This is a genomic window from Lentisalinibacter salinarum (genome assembly GCF_040706555.1).
Classification (GTDB): Bacteria; Pseudomonadota; Gammaproteobacteria; order Steroidobacterales; family Woeseiaceae; genus Lentisalinibacter; species Lentisalinibacter salinarum.
In genome coordinates, this window is the sequence record NZ_JAPDRH010000003.1 from 724,313 (window position 1) to 740,810 (window position 16,498).

A 16,498-nucleotide genomic window follows, 5' to 3' on the forward strand; every position below is an offset into this window, starting at 1 on the left:
TCACAGGCTCGGCACGGCCGTCGTCCGCCGTCCGGGAGATTGTAGCGGATGGGCCCTGCGGCTAGCCTTCCCTGCCCGCTCCTCCCCATACGGAGATACCCATGGAGCCCGACGCGCCGGCGCTGCCGGCCTATCTCGAGGAAAGACGGCGCGCGCTGAACGCGGCCCCGGTCCGCCGCGGGCGCTACGTCCTGTACTGGATGCATCACGCCATGCGCGCCGCGGAGAACCCGGCCCTGGAGGCGGCGCTGGCCGTCGGCGCGGCGCACGGGCTGCCGGTCCTCGTCTATCAGGGCCTGGCCGGCCGCCACCGCTACAACTCCGACCGGCACCACCTGTTCATCCTGCAGGGGGCGCGGGACGTCGCCCGCGCCCTGGCCGGGCGCGGCATCCGCTACGTCTTCCATCTGCCCCGGCAGGCCGGCGCCACTTCCCCGCTGCCGGTGCTTTGCCGGCATGCGGCGGCGGTCATCTTCGAGGAAATGCCAGTGCCGCCGTTCGACCGCTGGCAACCAGCGCTGGCGGCGCGGAGCGGTTGCGCCGCATGGGCCGTCGACAGTCGCTGCGTGTACCCGATGCGGCTGGTCGGGCGGCCCTTCGACCGGGCCTTCCGCTTCCGCGAAGCGGTGGGCCGGGAACAGGCGGCCCGGGCCGAGGCACCGTGGCCGGGCAAGGCGGCGCCGAGCGTCGGGCTCGCCGACGCCGATTGCCGCGATATTGCCGGCATCGACGGCCTCGCCGACCGGGACGACCGGGAGCTGCTCGAAGTGATCGCCGGCTGCGACATCGATCACGGCGTCTGGCCCGTCTTCCACACGCGCGGCGGCGCCACGGCGGCGGCCGAACGGTGGCGGCGGTTCCTCGACCAGGGACTGGACGACTACGACACGCTGCGCAACGATGCCGCCATCGAGCCGCCCCACGGCGTCTCGCGCATGAGTGCCTATCTCCATTACGGACAGATATCGCCGTTCCGGATGGCGCGGGACGCCGCCGCGAAGGGCGGTAAGGGCGCAGACAAATTCCTGGACGAATTGCTCGTCTGGCGGGAGCTGGCGCACAACTTCTGCTACCACCGCGAGGTGCTGGAGACCCTGGACGCACTGCCCCGCTGGGCGCGGGCGACGCTGGAAGCCCGCCGGCAAGACCCGCGCGCCCGGGATTTCTCCCTGGAGACGCTGGCCCGCGGCCGCTCGGGCGACGCCCTCTGGGACACGGCACAAGCCTCGCTGCTGCGCCACGGAGAGCTGCACAACAATCTGCGCATGACCTGGGCCAAGGCTATCCCGCTCTGGACGCGCACCCCGGAGACCGCGATGGCGGCGTTGATCGATCTCAACCACCGCTACGCCCTGGACGGCAACGACCCGAACTCCTACGGCGGCCTGCTCTGGGCACTCGGCGCGCTGGACCGCCCCTTCAGTCCCGAGCGCGCGGTGCTCGGCCGTATCCGTGCCAGGGACACTGAATCGCACGCCCGCCGGCTGGATCTGGCGGCCTGCGCCCGTCGCATCGATCGCCCGGCCTCCGGGCGGCGGCTCCGCGTCGCGGTCGTCGGCGCCGGTATCGCCGGGCTCGCGGCCGCCCGCAATCTGGCCGACGCCGGCCACGCCGTGACCGTGTTCGAGAAGGCCCGCGGTCCCGGCGGCCGCACGGCAACCCGGCGCGAGGCAGAAAGACGCTTCGACCACGGGGCGCAGTATTTCACGTCGCGGGACGCGGCTTTCCGCCGCCACGTCCGCTCCTGGCGGCACGACGGCGTGGTCGGGCCGTGGGCCGCTCGCCTCGGCCATATCGCCGCCGACGGTTGCCTGACGACCGCATCCGGCGGCGAGCGCCTGGTGGCGATCCCGGGCATGAATGCGCTGGCAGGGCATCTCGGCGCAGGCCTCGACGTGCGTTTCCGCACGCGGATCGAGGGGCTGGAGCATGCCGACGGCGGCTGGCGCCTGCATGGCGATGGCGATCAGGACACCGGTCAGTACGACGCGCTGTACGATGCGCTGATCGTCAGCGCACCGGCACCCCAGGCTGCGGACCTTGTCCGGCCGGTGTCTCCGGAACTGGCGCGGCAGGCCGCGGCGGTGCCGTTCTCGCCCTGCCTGGCGGTCGCGGCCAGCCCCGTCGGCAAAGAGCGGGCAGCGTTCGATGCGGCCTTCGTCGCGGACGAGGTGCTCGCCTGGACTGCAGCCGACCACAGCAAGCCGGGCCGCACCGGCCGTCCCACCTGGGTGCTGCACGGCACGGCCGAATGGTCTGCGGCCAGCGTCGACCTCGAGCCTGCAGCAGCCATCGACGCCCTCTGCGGCCGTTTCGAGGCGCTGACCGACATCACGCTGGACCGCGCCACGGCCGTATTCCACCGCTGGCGCTACGCCCGGACCTCCGCCCCGCGGAAGACGGGCGCACTGGTCGACGAACCGCGTTCGCTGGTCCTGTGCGGGGACTGGTGTGCCGGCGAATCGCGGGTGGAGAACGCGTGGCTGTCCGGCATCGCCGCCGCCGCGCGGGTGATTGCGCTCGCGCGAACGTCCGGCGCGTCACCGCGCGATGAGTGATGCCCGCGAGAAATTCTGCGCCGTATGCGGGCGCCGCATCGAATGGCGGCGGAAATGGGCTCGGGACTGGGAGAACGTTCGTTACTGCTCGCGCGCCTGCCGCGCGCGTCGACTGACGCCGACGGACGATCGTCTCGAGTCAGCCATCCTCGGGCTGCTGGAGGGCCGGGGCCGCGGCAAGACCATCTGCCCCTCGGAGCCGGCGCGCCGGGTCGGCGGGGACGACTGGAAACCCCTGATGGAGCAGAGCCGCGCGGCCGCGAGACGGCTCGCCGCCCGCGGCCGGGTGGAGATAACGCAGAAGGGCCGCGTCGTGGATGGCTCCACCGCACGCGGCCCCGTACGCATCCGGCTCTGCAGCCGGACAATGGACTGACTGCCCTGCCGGTCAGAAAGCCCGACAGATGGCGCTCAGCCCTTCGGTGCGTAAGCGCTGCACCAGCCGGCCGCGTTGACCGCCTTGCCCGGGAAGATGGAGCAGCCGGCCCACTCCTCGTCACCCTTGGCCTGGAACAGGGCGCAATTGGCACAGTTCTGGCCGTCCTGGTAACGCGGTTGCTTGCTCTTGTCGACGTTGGCGGCGTCGTGAACGTAACCCAGCGCCTTCGCCTGGGGGTTGTCCAGCGAGAGCTTCGGCATTTCCTGTGCTGCCGCCGGCGCCGGGCGCAGCAGCGCCGCCGCCGGGATGGCGAGCAACCCGGTGGCCGTCATGCGAAGAAAGGCACGGCGGTTCGTAAGCCGCCCGGTTTCGGTCTTGTCAGACATGTTGCTACCTCTTTGTCGAACGTCATGGAAGCTTGCCACCCGCCCCGGCAAAAAAAAAGCCGGCGACTCTCGCCGCCGGCCAGTGCACTCTTCCAGCGGAAGAGGCGGGTTGGGGACATACGAGTGGAGCCGTCCAGCGAGGTATGGGGGACTGCGAGAATTCGACTCCACTCGCGAACCAGCATGCCCGTGCGACGCCACCTCGTCAACTTAATGACCAAATCGTATATCTACAAAATATAGACAATGCTCATCGATACGTCAGCAGTTCCGCCTGCAGGTGATCGGTGGCATTGAAGCAATCCAGGCTGACCCGCGATCCGCTGAAGGTGAAGCAGGTGACGCTGCCGTTGTGCACGCGCCAGTTGAGCTCGGCCGCCGCCCGGTCGGGGGCACCCAGGACCGTCTGCACGCTGATCCCCACCGGGCCGCCGGAGGTGAACACGGCGACGTTCTCGCCGGAGCCCGCGTCCGCCATGATGTCGCGCAAGGCCGCACGCACACCCCCGCTGAATTCGTCCCAGGGCAGGAGCCCCTCGCTGCCCTCGTCCGGGTACGCGCGCGCGATCCAGCGCTCCATCACCGCCTCGAGCAGGCGGTGGAATCCGCGATAGCGTTCCCGGTCGTCCCGCGCCGCCTCGAAGGCCCGCGCCAGGTCGTCGATGGATGGGACACTCTCGCGCAACAGCGGCAGCAACGTGTCCATGATGTCGTCGGCGGGATACTCGTCGAGAGTCGGGATGCAGCCAATCTCCGGGAAGTCCCGGCCTGCCTCCCGGTACACCTCCCGTACCGTTTCGCCGGATCGCCGCTGCCGTACCAGGCTGCCGCACCAGGCCGCATGGAACTCGAGACCCTGCTCCAGCCAGTGACGAGCCAGCGCCGCGCACTGGGCTTCACCCTTCTCCGACAAACGATCGTAATCGTCCGTGAAGAAGCGGGCCTGGCCGTGCCTGACGACGTAGAGCCGGCTCATGCCGCACCCGCGCCTGCCGCGCCTCTCATTCGAAGACCTCGGAGGCGTCGATGATGCGGATGTCCTCCGCCTTCATGCCGAGCGGCAGCGCCTCGATCATCTCGTCCTCGGCCAACAGCCCTTCGGGCTTCTCGCTGTTGTAGGTCATGGGCGACGGCGCATTGGCCGCGATGGCCTCCGCCAGGCCGGCGGCGTCGGCCGAGACGAACACGAACTGCACGTCGTCGGTGCTGAGATGCTCCCGGATCACCCGATTGACGTCGTCCAGCGTGAGTTCGGCAAGGCCCCGACGTACGTAATCGGAGAACTCGTCGATGCCGTAGTAGCGGCTGTCGAGGGCGTAGCCCAGGCGGCGGGACTGGTTTCTGGCGAGCAGCGCGACGTATTTGCCGAGGAACTCGCGGGTGGCCTCGAAGTCGGTCTCGCTCATGCCCTGTTCGATGAGCCGGTCCATCTCCCACAGCGCCGTCCGGGTGGCGAACAGGGCATCGTTGTTGTCCCGCAGCGGCCGGATCCACACCTGGAAAATCTGCTGCTGGCGGCCGAGGTTGGCGTCCGGCTGGAACTGGAACATGCCGCGCGGGAAGTACTCGATGTAGGCGTAGTCGCCGTAGTTCATGCCGCGGGCTTCCCGGATGCGCTGGTACAGGTGGCTGTACACGGACCGGTGCTCGCCCAGCCAGGAGCGTACGAGCCACAGGGCGACCCAGTCCGGGTCGCCGCGGCGGACGTCTATCGGGAAGCCGAAGGACACCGCCACCGCAGGCGTCTCCTTCTGCACGATCACGGCGCGCCGGTCGTCCCGCGCCGGCGCCGCCGCCACCTCGACCGCATCCGGCTCGCCGGCGGGTAGCCGCGCCATGTCGTCGGACACCCGGGCGGCGAAGTCCTCCGGATAGCCGCCGGCGAGGCCGACGGTCAGGTTGGCGACCGTGTAGTGGTCGCGGTAGAAGGCGCGGACGTCTTCCAGCGTGATCGACTCGATGTCGCTGATATCGCCCTGGTTCAGCGACCCGTAGGGATGTTCGGGACCGTAGATCTCCGCATACAGCAGCTCCTTGCCGAGCTCCTCGTCGTTGTTGCCGACCAGGCCCGTACGGATGGCGTTGATGGCGCGGGTGCGCAGCCGCTCCAGGTCCGACTCGCGAAAGCCGGGCTGCAGCACCTGGGCGCTCGCGAGCTCGTACCAGTCGTCCAGTTTCTCCCTGTGCACGGTGCCGGCGAGCCGCACCATCTCCTTGTCCACCTGGGCCTCGAGACCGGCCGCCATCGGATACATGGCGCGATTGATCTCCTGGATGGTGCGTGAGCGGGAGCCGCCGTCGGCGAGCATGGCTGCGGTCAGCGCGGCGAGACCCTTCTTGCCCGGCGGGTCGTCGGCAGCGCCGGTCGCGAACAGGAACGAGACATCCACCAGCGGTGAGGTCTCCGAGCGCCGCTCGAGCAGGCTGACCGGAGGAGCCTCCGCCTGCGCCATCGCCGCCGCACGCTCGTCCACCGAGAAGCTGCCGTCGATGCCCGGCAGCGAGGCATCGCTGGCCAGCGTCACGAGCACCCGGTTGGCATCGGTGAAGTAACGGTCGGCCATGCGCCTCACGTCTTCCGGCTGCAGCGATGCATAGGTGCGGAAGGTCTTGTTGATGGTCTCCGGCGTGCGCTCGAACTGCACGTAGCTCGCCAGGATGGAGGCGATGCCCTCGGAGTCGTCCATGCCGGAGGCGAAGGAATAGCGCAGGCGCGACTTGGCCTCGTCCACCTCCTCCGCCGACGGTGTCCGGCTGCGCGCCCGGGCCAGCGTGTCGGCGATGGCGTCGCGCACGGCCGCCGCGTGGCTCTCGTCGGTAAGGCGGGCCGCGATCATCAGCAGGTTGGGGTCCCTGCGGTCGGGGAAGTAGGTCCAGAATTCGTCGACCACCTGATCCTCGATGACCAGCTGCTGATACAGGTCCGACGACTCCGAGAAATACAGCATGGAAGCCAGGTCCAGCGCCGGCATGTCCTTCTCGGTGGGCACGAAGGCCGGCCCGCGGAAAGACATTACCAGCCAGGGCTGGGTCTGAGCTTCCCAGGTGATGTGCTCGTAGACGGGGCCGTCCAGCGGCGGCTCGACCGGGATCTCGGCCTGGTAGTCCCCGCGCTCCCAGCCGCCCCAGTATTTCTCCACCAGCTCGAAGGTGGCGTCCGGGTCCAGATCGCCGACCAGGATGATGGAAGTCTTCTCGGGCCGGTACCACCGGTCGAAGAACAGATCGGCGTACTCCTTCTGCTCGGGCATCATCTCGATGTCCTCGAAAAAGCCCATGGTCGTATGCCGGTAGGTGTGGCGCTGGAACGCGAGCGCGCGGGTTCGCTCGTAGAACTTCTGGGTGGGATTCGAGTAATTCTTCAGGTACTCGCCCTTTACCGCCAGAGCCTCGGTGCGGAAGTCCGCTTCCGAATAGCTCAGGTTGCGGAAACGGTCGGCCTCCAGCTCGATCAGCGTCTCCAGATCCTGCTTCGTGAAGGTGACGTGGTAGTTGGTGTAGTCGTCCGTTGTGTAGGCGTTCTGGTCCGCGCCGGCGCTCTTCAGGATCTCCTGGTAGCTTTCGGCCGGGAAACGCTCCGTGCCGCGGAACATCATGTGCTCGAAGAAATGGGCGAAGCCGGACTTGCCGGGCTCCACCTCGTTGCGGGATCCGGTCTGCACCGGGATCTGCAGCGAAACCACGTCGGGGTAGTCGGTGGGCACGATGATCACGCGCAGGCCGTTTTCCAGATCCCGCATGAGGTAGGGCCGATCGAAGATGCGATCGTCGTCGCCCGTCTCCGCGGCGTTCACGGGAGCGGGCCCCTGCGCGGCGGCGCTCTCGCTGGTCTCCACGTCCACGGATGCCTGGCAACCGAAAGACAGCCAGACCGCCAGGGTCAGCAGCCCCCATTTCTTCATCGAGTATCTCCGTACCGGTGATAGCACCGCGCCCGCTGCGGCGGTGCGCCTGGGATGGCGCGCGGCAAATGCGATATGGTACCGGGAACCAATCCGCTTTTCGACGTAGCCGGCCGCCGGCGGCGAGCCACACCCCACGCCGCGGCAATACCGCCGGCAAGGAAGACCGCGATGATTATCGAACAGATCTGGACCGGCAACGCCTACCGGAATTTCAACTATCTGATCGCCTGCCCCGAGACCGGCGAAGCCCTGGCCGTGGACCCACTGGAGTTCCGCCAGTGCCTCGACCGGGCGCGGGAGCGCGGCTGGGAGATCACCCAGCTCCTGAATACCCACGAGCACCCGGACCATATCGGCGGCAACAAGGGCCTGGTCTCCGCCACCGGCGCGAAAGTAATCGCCCATCGCAACGCCGCCGACCGCATCCCCGGCATGGACCGGGGCGTCGGCGCCGGCGACGTCATCCGGGTGGGCCGGACCGTGGAGCTGGAATGCCTGGACACGCCGGGCCACACCATGAGCCACATCTGCCTGCTGGCGCATGCCGACGCACCCGCACTGTTCAGCGGCGACACGCTGTTCAATGCCGGGGCCGGCAACTGCCACAACGGCGGGCATCCGGAAGAACTCTACGAGACCTTCGTCAATCAGCTGGACCGGCTGGACGAGGGCACTCGGGTCTATCCGGGCCACGAGTATCTGATCAACAACCTGCGCTTCACGCTCGACAGGGAACCCGACAACGAGGCCGCCGCCGCTCTGCTGCAGGAGGTCGAGGACATGGATCCGGCCGACGCCCTGGTCACCGACCTCGCGCAGGAGAAGGAGATCAATACGTTTTTCCGCCTGCGCAGCCGCACGGTCATCGACCGCCTGCGCGAGGCGTTCCCGGACCTGCCCACGGAACCCTCGCCGAAAGAGGTATTCCTGAAGCTCCGCGAACTCAGGAACAGCTGGTAGGGCTCAGCCGGGCAGCAAGCCGGACAGCAGGAGCATCACGGGAAACGCGAGTACCGTCTGCGCGGTGATGATCGAGGCCATGGTCTCCCGGTCGCCGCCGAGCTGTCCCGCCAGGATGTAGGCGGACGGCGCAGTGGGCGACATGAGCGCGATCTGCACGGCGCCGGCCGCGGCGCCTGCGAGTCCCGTCAGGGAGACCAGTGCGAAGGCCAGCGCCGGTTTCACGGCGAACTGAACGACCGAGGCCACCGTGACGTGGCGGACGTGACCGCGGACCGCCGCCGGCCGCAGCGCAGCGCCGACGGCCAGCAGTCCCAGCGGCAGCGCGGCGCGGCCGGGCACCTCGAGCACGTCCGCGGCGAGCCCCGGCAGGCCGATGCCGCTCAGACTCAGGAACCAGCCGACCGCGCAGGCCACGATCAGGGGGTTCCCGGCGACATCCCGCACGAGACGGAGGAGGCGGCCGGGTCCGCCGCTTCCGGCTCCCCACGCGGCCAGCGTCGTCACACACAGCAGGTTGATCAGCACGATCATGAACCCGGCGGCCAGTGCGCCCATGGCCAGGCCGGCCTCGCCGTAGTAGGCCTGGGCCACAGCCAGCGCGATATAGGTGTTGAAGCGCACGCCGCCCTGGAACACCGAGGTGAACGTGGGCCCCGGCGTCGCCGGCCGCAGCCGGCGCCAGGCGAGGAGCATGACGGCCGCCGCCAGCACGGTCGGCACGACCACGGCCATGACCTCGGGCCAGGGCGCACCCTCGAGACGCTGGCCGCCGAGAGTGCGGATCAGCAAGGCCGGGAACAGGACGAAATACGTGAGCCGTTCGATCCCCGCCCAGGCACCATCGGGCAGGAATGCCAGCCGCCGGAGTCCGTAGCCGGCGAGGATCAGCACCAGCACCGGCACCAGCGCAGAGACGATGCCGTTCATGCGGGCTCTCCGCCCTTGCGTCCGTCGCTCACTTGAGCAGACTCGCCGTCCAAAGCAGTGCGATACCCGTGAGGAACGCGCCCACGTGGACCAGGTTGGACCGTGTCACGGCATGGCGGTTGACCTCGGGAATCAGATCGGCGGCGCCGATGTAGAGGAAGTTGCCCGCCGCGAACGGCACCAGCAGCGACACGTCGATCCGGAACGAGGCGAACCAGGTCACGAGCCCGCCTGCCAGGAACGCGAGTCCCGACAGCAGATTCACGAGCAGCGCCCGGCGTCTCGGCCAGCCGCCGTGCACCAGCACGCCGAAGTCGCCCAGTTCCTGAGGCACCTCGTGCATGGCCGCCGCGATCCAGGCCGTAATGCCGAGGCGGATATCGATCAGGAAGGTGCTCGCCACCGCCAGGCCGCCGATGAAATTGTGCAGCCCGTCGCCGATCAGGATCAGGTAGGTCACCGGCGCCCGGCATTCCGAACTCGCCCGGTGACAGTGATGCCAGTGCAGCAGCTGTTCCAGCAGGAAGAAACTCGTGAATCCGGCAATGGCGGCAACGAACACGCTCTCGACGGAGTCCGCCTGCGCAAGACCGGCCGGCAGCATGTGGAAGAACGCGCCGCCGATCAGCGAACCAGCGGCCAGCGCCACCAGCGGCAGCAGCAGCCGCTGCAGCGTCTCCTCGCTGAGCACGAGCGTCAACGATCCGACGAGCGCGATCAGGCTCATCAGGATGCCGCTACCCAGTATCCAGTAGAAGGCGCTCACACGCGGATGTTACCGCCTGCGGGAGCGCAGTCCTACGCGCGCCGGCAGCCCCTCCCCGGTCATGGCAGTGGCCATGGCGGTGGCTAGGGCGGTGGCTAGGGCAGTGGTTCCGCGGCGAGACGGCGCTCCACCCTCTCACGCTCCCTCGGTCCGTCGCCGCCGGCGGCCAGCCACAGCCAGTGCAGCGCGTCGTGGGCCCGGATGAGTTCTGCCAGCCGCTGCCGACGGCGCGGCGACACCCGCCCGGACCACGCCCGCAACAAATGCAGCGCCGCGGCGGGACCCAGGTCGTGATAGGCGATGACCGCGGCCAGGTCGAACAGGGGATCGCCGGCCACGGCGAACTCCCAGTCGATCAGCCGCAGCCCGTCCGCCGTGCGGATCAGGTTGCCGGCGACGGGGTCCATGTGGCAGAGACGGCGTTCGGCCGGCGGCACGACCGGCAGCTCGGCGAGTTGCTCTGCCAGCTCCATTCCGCGCCGGCGCAAGGCCGGATTGCGGGTGGAGGCCAGGTACACCTCGCCGGCCTCTGCCAGCCCGTACGTCACCCCCGGATCGGGCAGCGCGTGAACCCGGCGCAGCAGCGCCGCAATCTCCGTCAGGACCTCGGGCCTGCCGATCTGCGCCGGACCGGGCTTCTCGCCTTCCAGGTAGCGGGTGACCAGTATCCCCGCCGCGGGGTCGGCGTACAGCATCTCCGGCGCGAGCCCCGCCGCGGCCGCCGAGCGGAGCACCGCCAGCTCCCTGCGCCGATCCACGACCGGCGACGGCACGCGCTCCCGGTCGCGGCGGAGCACGACCGCCTCCCCGTCGGCCACCACCAGCCAGCTCTCGTTGGAATGCCCGCCGGTCAGGGGCCGGCACTCGAGCGAGCGCGCTCCCCGCCACAGCGGCACGCGCTGCAGCAGCCGTTCAGGCGGCCGCGAGAGCATCCCGGGTCCTCGCATAGTCCTTCCGCCAGCTCAGGAAGCCGACGGGGATGAGCACCAGGTAGAAGCAGAACAGAAGCGCGGTGAGCGGCAGGCCCCGGGAGAGATACAGGTACACCGAGAGGCCGTCGATCACGAACCAGTACACCCAGTTCTCCAACACCTTGCGCGCCACCAGGAAGGTGGCCCACACGGCGGACCAGGTCGTCAGCGAGTCCAGGTACGGAAAGGCCGCAGCCGTGTTCGCTGCCAGCCAGGCGCCGCTGGCGACCGTGAGCGCGGCAATCACGCCGAGCGCGGCGCCATGGCGCGCCGGGGGCCACACGGTGACGGGCAGGCCGGCATGCCGGGCGCCTCCGTAGCGCCATTCGTACCAGCCGTACACAGCCATCACCAGGTAGAACACGTTCAGTGCGGATTCCATGAACAGCGCCGCGCCATGGAACAGCCAGATATAGAGCCCGGTGCTGACGAAGGCGCAGGCCCAGCACCAGATGTTCTGGCGCACCGCGAGCACGAGATAACCGATTGCCAGCGCGACCGCCAGAGCCTCCACCGGCGACATGGAGGCGGCCTGCGCGGCGAGTCTCTCGACGAAGCCGCTCACGCCCCGGCGTCCGCCCCGCCCGCGTTCAGCACCTTCAGCACGAACACGGCCTTGCCCTCGCGTTCGAAGGTGCCGCGTATCTCGGCCTTCAGCGCATCCCAGACCGCGTCGTAGTCACCGCTGACGCGGGTGCTCACGGGGTTGGTGTGCACGGCGAGTTCCGGCCGGGCGTTCAGCCGGGCGATGAATTCGTCGATGGCCGGGATGAACTCGTCGGCCAGCGGATAGAGGCTCACGTCGATGGTGGTCTGCATGCTCAAAATCCGTATTCCAGGGTGAAGCCGATCTGCCGCGGGTCGCCGAGCCGCACGTAACGCTCGTTCGGGAAGTCCGGCGGCTCGTTGCCGAAGAAGAAGCCGCGCACCGCATAGCGCTCGTCGAATAGATTGCGGGCCCACACGCTGGCTGTCCAGCCGGCTTTCGCGTAGCCGAGACGCAGATTCACGAGTTGATACGGGTCGGACCTCTGGTCGTGGCTGTCGGAGAAATAGAACTCGTCCTTGCCGGTGACGTCGGCCCGGGCGAACCAGCCGGCCGGGTGCTCCCAGCTCGCGCCGAGCGCGAAGGAGTAGCTCGGCGCATGCGCCTGCTCGCGGCCGGAGAGGTCCAGGCCGTCCGGCGTGGCGTACTCGTCGAACTCGACACGCATCAGGCCGAGTCGGGCCCAGAGCTCGAGGTCGCCGCGGGGCGCCCAGCGCACCTCGCCTTCCAGGCCGATGCTGCGGCCGCTGGCGGCGTTGTCCGTGAAGAAGATGAACGAGGAAGGATCCCCCGGCACCAGCTGAGTCGAGGTGCCGATCTGCTGGTCCTCCCGGCGGGAGACGAACAGTGTCAGACTGGATTCGAGGATGCCCGGTCGCCACTCGGAGCGGATACCGGTCTCCAGGTTCCACAGCGACTCGGGACCGAAGTAGCGCTCGTCCTCGCTCGGCACGCTGCCCAGATTGAAGCCGCCGGCCTTGTAGCCGCGGGACAGGCTCACGTAGGTGCCGTGGCGCTCGCCGAGCGCGTAGCGGTAGCTCAGCTGCCCGCCCAGCATCGTCTCGCTGTCGGTGAGGTCGTTGCGGCGTGAGCCGTCCAGTGTGTCCACGTAGTCGGCGCCCCGGTGCTCCACCCGCAGCCCCAGGGAGATTTCGTGGCGGTCGGCCGGCGTCCAGTCCAGCTGGCCGAAAGCGGCGGTGCTGAGCGCCTCGTAATCCGAGCGCAGGTCCTTCTCCAGGGGGAAAGCGCCGAAGGCCGGATCGACGTACAGGCCCGTGCTGTCCTCCCTGTTGCCTTCGGAGAGACGCAGCGCATAGACGCCGGCCAGCCAGGAGACGACGCCGTCGGCGAGGCCGCCGTCCGGACCGGACATCAGCCGGAACTCCTGGCTGATCGTTTCCCGGTCGCGCAGGAAGCGGGTCACGAAGTCGTAGGTGTAGGGTGCCCAGAAGTCCGGATTCCCCCAGTCGGCGTCGAAGCTGAAGGTGATGTCCGAGCGCGCCGCCGAGGTGATGCTGGTCAGGCTGGCGGTCTCGCCGAAGTCCTTCCGCACCTTCAGCGCGCCGCCCCGGCTGCGCTGGGCATCGCGGCCCGGCTCGTCGGAATAGGTGGTGTAGCCGTTGTCGACGGCGAAGGCGTCGTAGCCGTTGTCCACGTCCACGTAGAGCAGATTCAGGTCCACCTGCAGGTCGTCGGCCGGCTGCCAGCGGAAGCGCGCCCGGCCGTCGGTCTCGTCGCGGCCGTTCGTGTCGTCGCGGCCGAGATATGCGTTGTCGCGGAAGCCATTGCTCTCGTAGTGGTTGGCGCTGACGCGGAAACTCGACGCGCCGGTGAGCGCCCCGCCGAAAGCCGCGCTGGCGCCGCGGGCATCGTCGCCGCCGGCGAGCACGCGGAAACGCCCCTCGGTCTGCGGGCCCGGCTCCACCGAGCGCACGTTGATGAGGCCGGCCAGCGCGTTCGCGCCGTAGCGGGTGCCCTGTGGACCGCGCAGCACCTCCACCTGGGCCACGTCCCAGGTGAGCGCGATGCCGCCGATGCCGGAGAAGTCGATGTCGTCGATGAGGAAGCCGACGGAGGGGTTCGGCGCTCCCTCGTACTGACTGCGCTCGCCGATGCCGCGGATCTGGAAGTAGCGCGGGCGGTTGCTGCCGCCCGCCCAGTTCAGGTTCGGCACCAGGTGGGTCAGCTCCTCGAAGTGCTGCACCGCCGCCTCGCGTACGGTCTCCCGCGACAGCACGGCGACGCTGGTCGGCAGACGGGCACGCTCACGCTCGCGGAAGTCCGCGGTGACCACGATCTCCTCGATGACCTCGTCCTCTGCACCGAGGACGGGCGCGGCAACCAGCAGGAAAACGGCGACAGCGCCGAGACGGGCGACGATGGATAACGGAATTGTCATGGATCCTCCTCCCTACGCCGGTACTAACCGGATCAGGTTCTGAGGGTTCCCGTGCCGGCGCCGGAGGAAATGAAGGCTCCGCGCCAACGGGTCTCAGGCCCTCTGGGGCCACCCCTGTGGAGGGGTTACTATAACCCACGCGCCAGGGCTGCCAAAGAGACGAACCATGACCGACCAATACCAGGCCATCGATGCCGTCGTGAACATCTGGACCGAGGAAGCGCTGTCGGTGCGCCCGGACTGGGGTGCGGACTTCTTCGTCGGCAAGATGAAGGCCCAGGGCGGTCTCATGGGCGGACTCTCGCTCGCGCAGATGATCGAGCGCATGGGCGAGGCCGGCATCGGTCACGCCCTCCTGGTGGCGGCCAAGTCCGGCCGTCCCGGCCTGCCGGGCTGCTATCACATGCCGCCGGAGATCGTCGCCCACGCGGTGGAGCAGTACCCGGATCGTTTCTCCGGGCTGATCGGCATCGATCCCTACACGGGCATGGACGGCGTGCGCGAGCTGGAGCGGGCGGTAAAAGAGCTCGGCTTCATCGGCGCCCACCTCTATCCGCACTGGTTCGAGCTGGCCCCCGACCATGCGAAGTACTATCCCTTCTACGCCAAGTGCGTCGAGCTCGGCGTGCCCATCCAGATGCAGGTGGGCCAGTCGATGATCTACTCGAAGGACTACCGCTGCCGCAGCGTCGGCCAGCCCATCACGCTGGACCCGGTAGCCTGCGACTTCCCCGAGCTGAAGCTGATCGGCATCCACGTCGGCATCCCCTGGACCCGGGAGATGATCGCCATGGCGTGGAAACACGAGAACGTCTACATCGGTTCGGATGCTCACAGTCCCAAATACTGGCCGGAGGAGTTCGTGCACTACATCAACACGTTCGGCCAGGACAAGGTGATTTTCGGCACCGACTTCCCCGTGCTCGACTTCTCGCGCACTCGCCAGGAGATCGACGATCTCGATCTGCGGCCCGACCCGAAGCGCAAACTGCTGCGCGACAACGTCATCCGGATCTACGGCCTGGACGGCGGCAAGGGCGGTGACAAGGGCGGTGACTGATGCGCTGAACCTGGCCGGCCTCGTCGCCGGCCATGCCCGCAACCGTCCGGCCCACCCGGCCATCGTCTGGCGCGACCGGGAGGACGACGCCACCGACTACCGTGAGGCCTGGCGGCGGATCGAGGCCTGCGCCGGCCGGCTCGCCGCGGCCGGCGTGAGCACCGGCGACAGAGTGGCGCTGGCGCTCGGCGATCATCCGCTCCACCTGCTGCTGCATTACGCCGTGGCCCGCCTCGGTGCGGTGATCCTGCCCGTCGACCACCGCTGGACGGCAGCGGAGCAGCAGGACGTGGCCCGCGCGTTCCACGCCCGCTGTCTGCTGGCGGACGACGGCGACGCAGACTACGGCGAACTGACCGTGCTGCGGCCCGACGACGGCTGGTACGAGGAGCCGGGCGAGGCGCCACCGCCGATGCCGGAGGACGGCGACCTGCCGCTCCTGATCTCCCTCTCCTCCGGCACCACGGGACGGCCCAAGGGAGCGCTGGTCACCCATCGCCAGTTCTACGAGCGCTTCGTGAACCAGTGGGTGACCCTGGGCATCAACGTCAACGACCGCTTCGTCGCCCTGACGCCGCTGTACTTCGGGGCGGGCCGGTCGTTCGGCATGTGCCTGCTCGCCGCCGGCGGCACCGTGGTGCTGGATCCGCCGCCACACAAGCCGGAGGAACTCGCCGAGGCCATCAACCGCTCCCGGGCCACGGTCGCCTTCCTGGTACCGACGCTGCTCCGGCGCCTGCTGCCGCTCGCGAGCGGTGACGGCCACCTCCTGCCACACCTGAAACTGCTGATCTCCTCGGGAGCCGTGCTGCACGCCGACGAGGCCCGGGAGATCAGCGCCAGACTGAGCCCGCGGCTGCTCTCCTATTACGCCTCCAGCGAGGGCGGCGGCATCTCGGTGCTGCAGCCCCACGAGGTGGCCGAATACGCAGACACCGTCGGCCGGCCGGTCTTCCGCGTGGACGTGGAGATACTCGACAGCGAAGGCGAACCCGTGCCGGAGGGCGAGACGGGACGACTTCGCTACCGCGGACCCGGCGTGGCCACGCGCTTCCTGGACGAGGACGGCAACGAACACGGCGCAGAATCCGACGGCTGGTTCTATCCCGGCGACCTCGCCACCCGGGGGCCGGAAGGCCATTTGATGCTGCGCGGCCGGGAGAAGGACGTGGTCATCCGCGGCGGCGTCAACATCTACCCCGGCGAGATCGAGAAAGCACTGCTGTCCCACCCGGACATCGACGAGGCCGCCGTCGTGGGCCGCCCGTCGGCGAAGCTCGGCGAGGAGCCGGTCGCATTCGTCACCGGCGGGCTGCGCGACGAGGCAACGGTGCTGAGCCACTGCGCGGAGCGCCTCGCGCCCTACAAGGTGCCGGCCGCGGTGATTTTCCTAGACGAGATGCCGAAGTCCAGCCTCGGCAAGATCCTGAAGAAAGACCTGGCGCAGCAGCTAGACCCCCGGTAGGAGGGCCTTCAGGCCCGACCCGGCTCTTCCAACCGGCTCACCTTCTATTGTGGCCGCCCTGCGGGGGTATCCATCTTGCTCCCGACAAAAGGTCGCGGCGCTGGATACCCCCGCATGACGGCCGTGCTCGCGGTGGCTTGAAGGAAGCGCCAGTCAGCAGCGCCTACCGACTG

At 68.9% G+C, this 16,498-nt stretch carries 14 protein-coding genes and 1 riboswitch; of the genes, 5 read left to right on the plus strand and 9 right to left on the minus strand.

Annotation, left to right across the window (positions count from 1 at the left end; translation table 11 throughout):
• Positions 1-101 precede the first annotated feature (101 nt).
• Complete coding sequence (locus ACJMKZ_RS13855; protein ID WP_405233791.1) at positions 102-2,558, plus strand: FAD-dependent oxidoreductase; 2,457 nt, start codon at positions 102-104, stop codon at positions 2,556-2,558.
• Positions 2,551-2,934, plus strand: coding sequence for a DUF3253 domain-containing protein (locus tag ACJMKZ_RS13860; protein ID WP_405233792.1), 384 nt, complete (start codon positions 2,551-2,553; stop codon positions 2,932-2,934). The genes ACJMKZ_RS13855 and ACJMKZ_RS13860 overlap by 8 nt, the downstream gene beginning before the upstream one ends.
• A 35-nt stretch (positions 2,935-2,969) precedes the next feature.
• On the opposite strand, the gene ACJMKZ_RS13865 is transcribed toward ACJMKZ_RS13860, so the two are convergent.
• From ACJMKZ_RS13865 to ACJMKZ_RS13875, 3 genes are all read right to left on the minus strand, one after another.
• Entirely contained in the window at positions 2,970-3,323 is a 354-nt protein-coding gene (locus ACJMKZ_RS13865; protein WP_405233793.1) for a high-potential iron-sulfur protein, read from the minus strand.
• A gap of 250 nt (positions 3,324-3,573) precedes the next feature.
• Complete coding sequence (locus tag ACJMKZ_RS13870) at positions 3,574-4,299, minus strand: histidine phosphatase family protein (RefSeq protein WP_405233794.1); 726 nt, start codon at positions 4,297-4,299, stop codon at positions 3,574-3,576.
• 25 nt (positions 4,300-4,324) lie between these two features.
• On the minus strand, positions 4,325-7,225 hold the full coding sequence (locus tag ACJMKZ_RS13875; RefSeq protein WP_405233795.1) for a M16 family metallopeptidase: 2,901 nt from the start codon (positions 7,223-7,225) through the stop codon (positions 4,325-4,327).
• Positions 7,226-7,396: 171 nt separating this feature from the next.
• Here ACJMKZ_RS13875 and ACJMKZ_RS13880 point away from each other — a divergent pair, with 171 nt between their 5' ends.
• The gene (locus ACJMKZ_RS13880; protein WP_405233796.1) at positions 7,397-8,188 is read left to right on the plus strand and encodes a hydroxyacylglutathione hydrolase; all 792 of its coding nucleotides are present in this window, start codon (positions 7,397-7,399) and stop codon (positions 8,186-8,188) included.
• A gap of 3 nt (positions 8,189-8,191) precedes the next feature.
• Here ACJMKZ_RS13880 and ACJMKZ_RS13885 read toward each other — a convergent pair whose 3' ends face one another.
• The 6 genes from ACJMKZ_RS13885 to ACJMKZ_RS13910 all read right to left on the minus strand — a co-directional run bounded on the left by ACJMKZ_RS13885 (position 8,192) and on the right by ACJMKZ_RS13910 (position 13,800).
• Positions 8,192-9,118 (minus strand): AEC family transporter, encoded by a 927-nt coding sequence (locus tag ACJMKZ_RS13885; RefSeq protein ID WP_405233797.1) that lies wholly within the window; start codon positions 9,116-9,118, stop codon positions 8,192-8,194.
• A gap of 28 nt (positions 9,119-9,146) precedes the next feature.
• Positions 9,147-9,884: a ZIP family metal transporter gene (locus tag ACJMKZ_RS13890; protein WP_405233798.1), complete on the minus strand. Its 738-nt coding sequence runs from the start codon at positions 9,882-9,884 to the stop codon at positions 9,147-9,149.
• Between the two features lie 95 nt (positions 9,885-9,979).
• Entirely contained in the window at positions 9,980-10,831 is an 852-nt protein-coding gene (locus ACJMKZ_RS13895) for a phosphotransferase (protein WP_405233799.1), read from the minus strand.
• Positions 10,797-11,420 carry a nicotinamide riboside transporter PnuC gene (gene pnuC, locus ACJMKZ_RS13900; RefSeq protein ID WP_405233800.1) on the minus strand — a complete coding sequence of 208 codons (624 nt, stop codon included), beginning with the start codon at positions 11,418-11,420 and terminating at the stop codon, positions 10,797-10,799. Before pnuC ends, ACJMKZ_RS13895 begins: the two co-directional genes overlap by 35 nt.
• Positions 11,417-11,674 carry a YkoF family thiamine/hydroxymethylpyrimidine-binding protein gene (locus ACJMKZ_RS13905; RefSeq protein ID WP_405233801.1) on the minus strand — a complete coding sequence of 86 codons (258 nt, stop codon included), beginning with the start codon at positions 11,672-11,674 and terminating at the stop codon, positions 11,417-11,419. Before ACJMKZ_RS13905 ends, pnuC begins: the two co-directional genes overlap by 4 nt.
• 2 nt (positions 11,675-11,676) lie before the next feature.
• On the minus strand, positions 11,677-13,800 hold the full coding sequence (locus ACJMKZ_RS13910; RefSeq protein WP_405233802.1) for a TonB-dependent receptor: 2,124 nt from the start codon (positions 13,798-13,800) through the stop codon (positions 11,677-11,679).
• A riboswitch (TPP riboswitch) is annotated at positions 13,792-13,926 on the minus strand. It overlaps the preceding gene by 9 nt.
• A 40-nt stretch (positions 13,927-13,966) precedes the next feature.
• On the opposite strand from ACJMKZ_RS13910, the gene ACJMKZ_RS13915 reads away from it, so the two are divergent.
• Both ACJMKZ_RS13915 and ACJMKZ_RS13920 read left to right on the plus strand, forming a co-directional pair.
• The gene (locus ACJMKZ_RS13915; protein WP_405233803.1) at positions 13,967-14,860 is read left to right on the plus strand and encodes an amidohydrolase family protein; all 894 of its coding nucleotides are present in this window, start codon (positions 13,967-13,969) and stop codon (positions 14,858-14,860) included.
• Positions 14,853-16,325, plus strand: a complete 1,473-nt coding sequence (locus ACJMKZ_RS13920) for a class I adenylate-forming enzyme family protein (protein ID WP_405233804.1) — start codon at positions 14,853-14,855, stop codon at positions 16,323-16,325. The genes ACJMKZ_RS13915 and ACJMKZ_RS13920 overlap by 8 nt, the downstream gene beginning before the upstream one ends.
• The last annotated feature ends 173 nt before the right edge of the window (positions 16,326-16,498 follow it).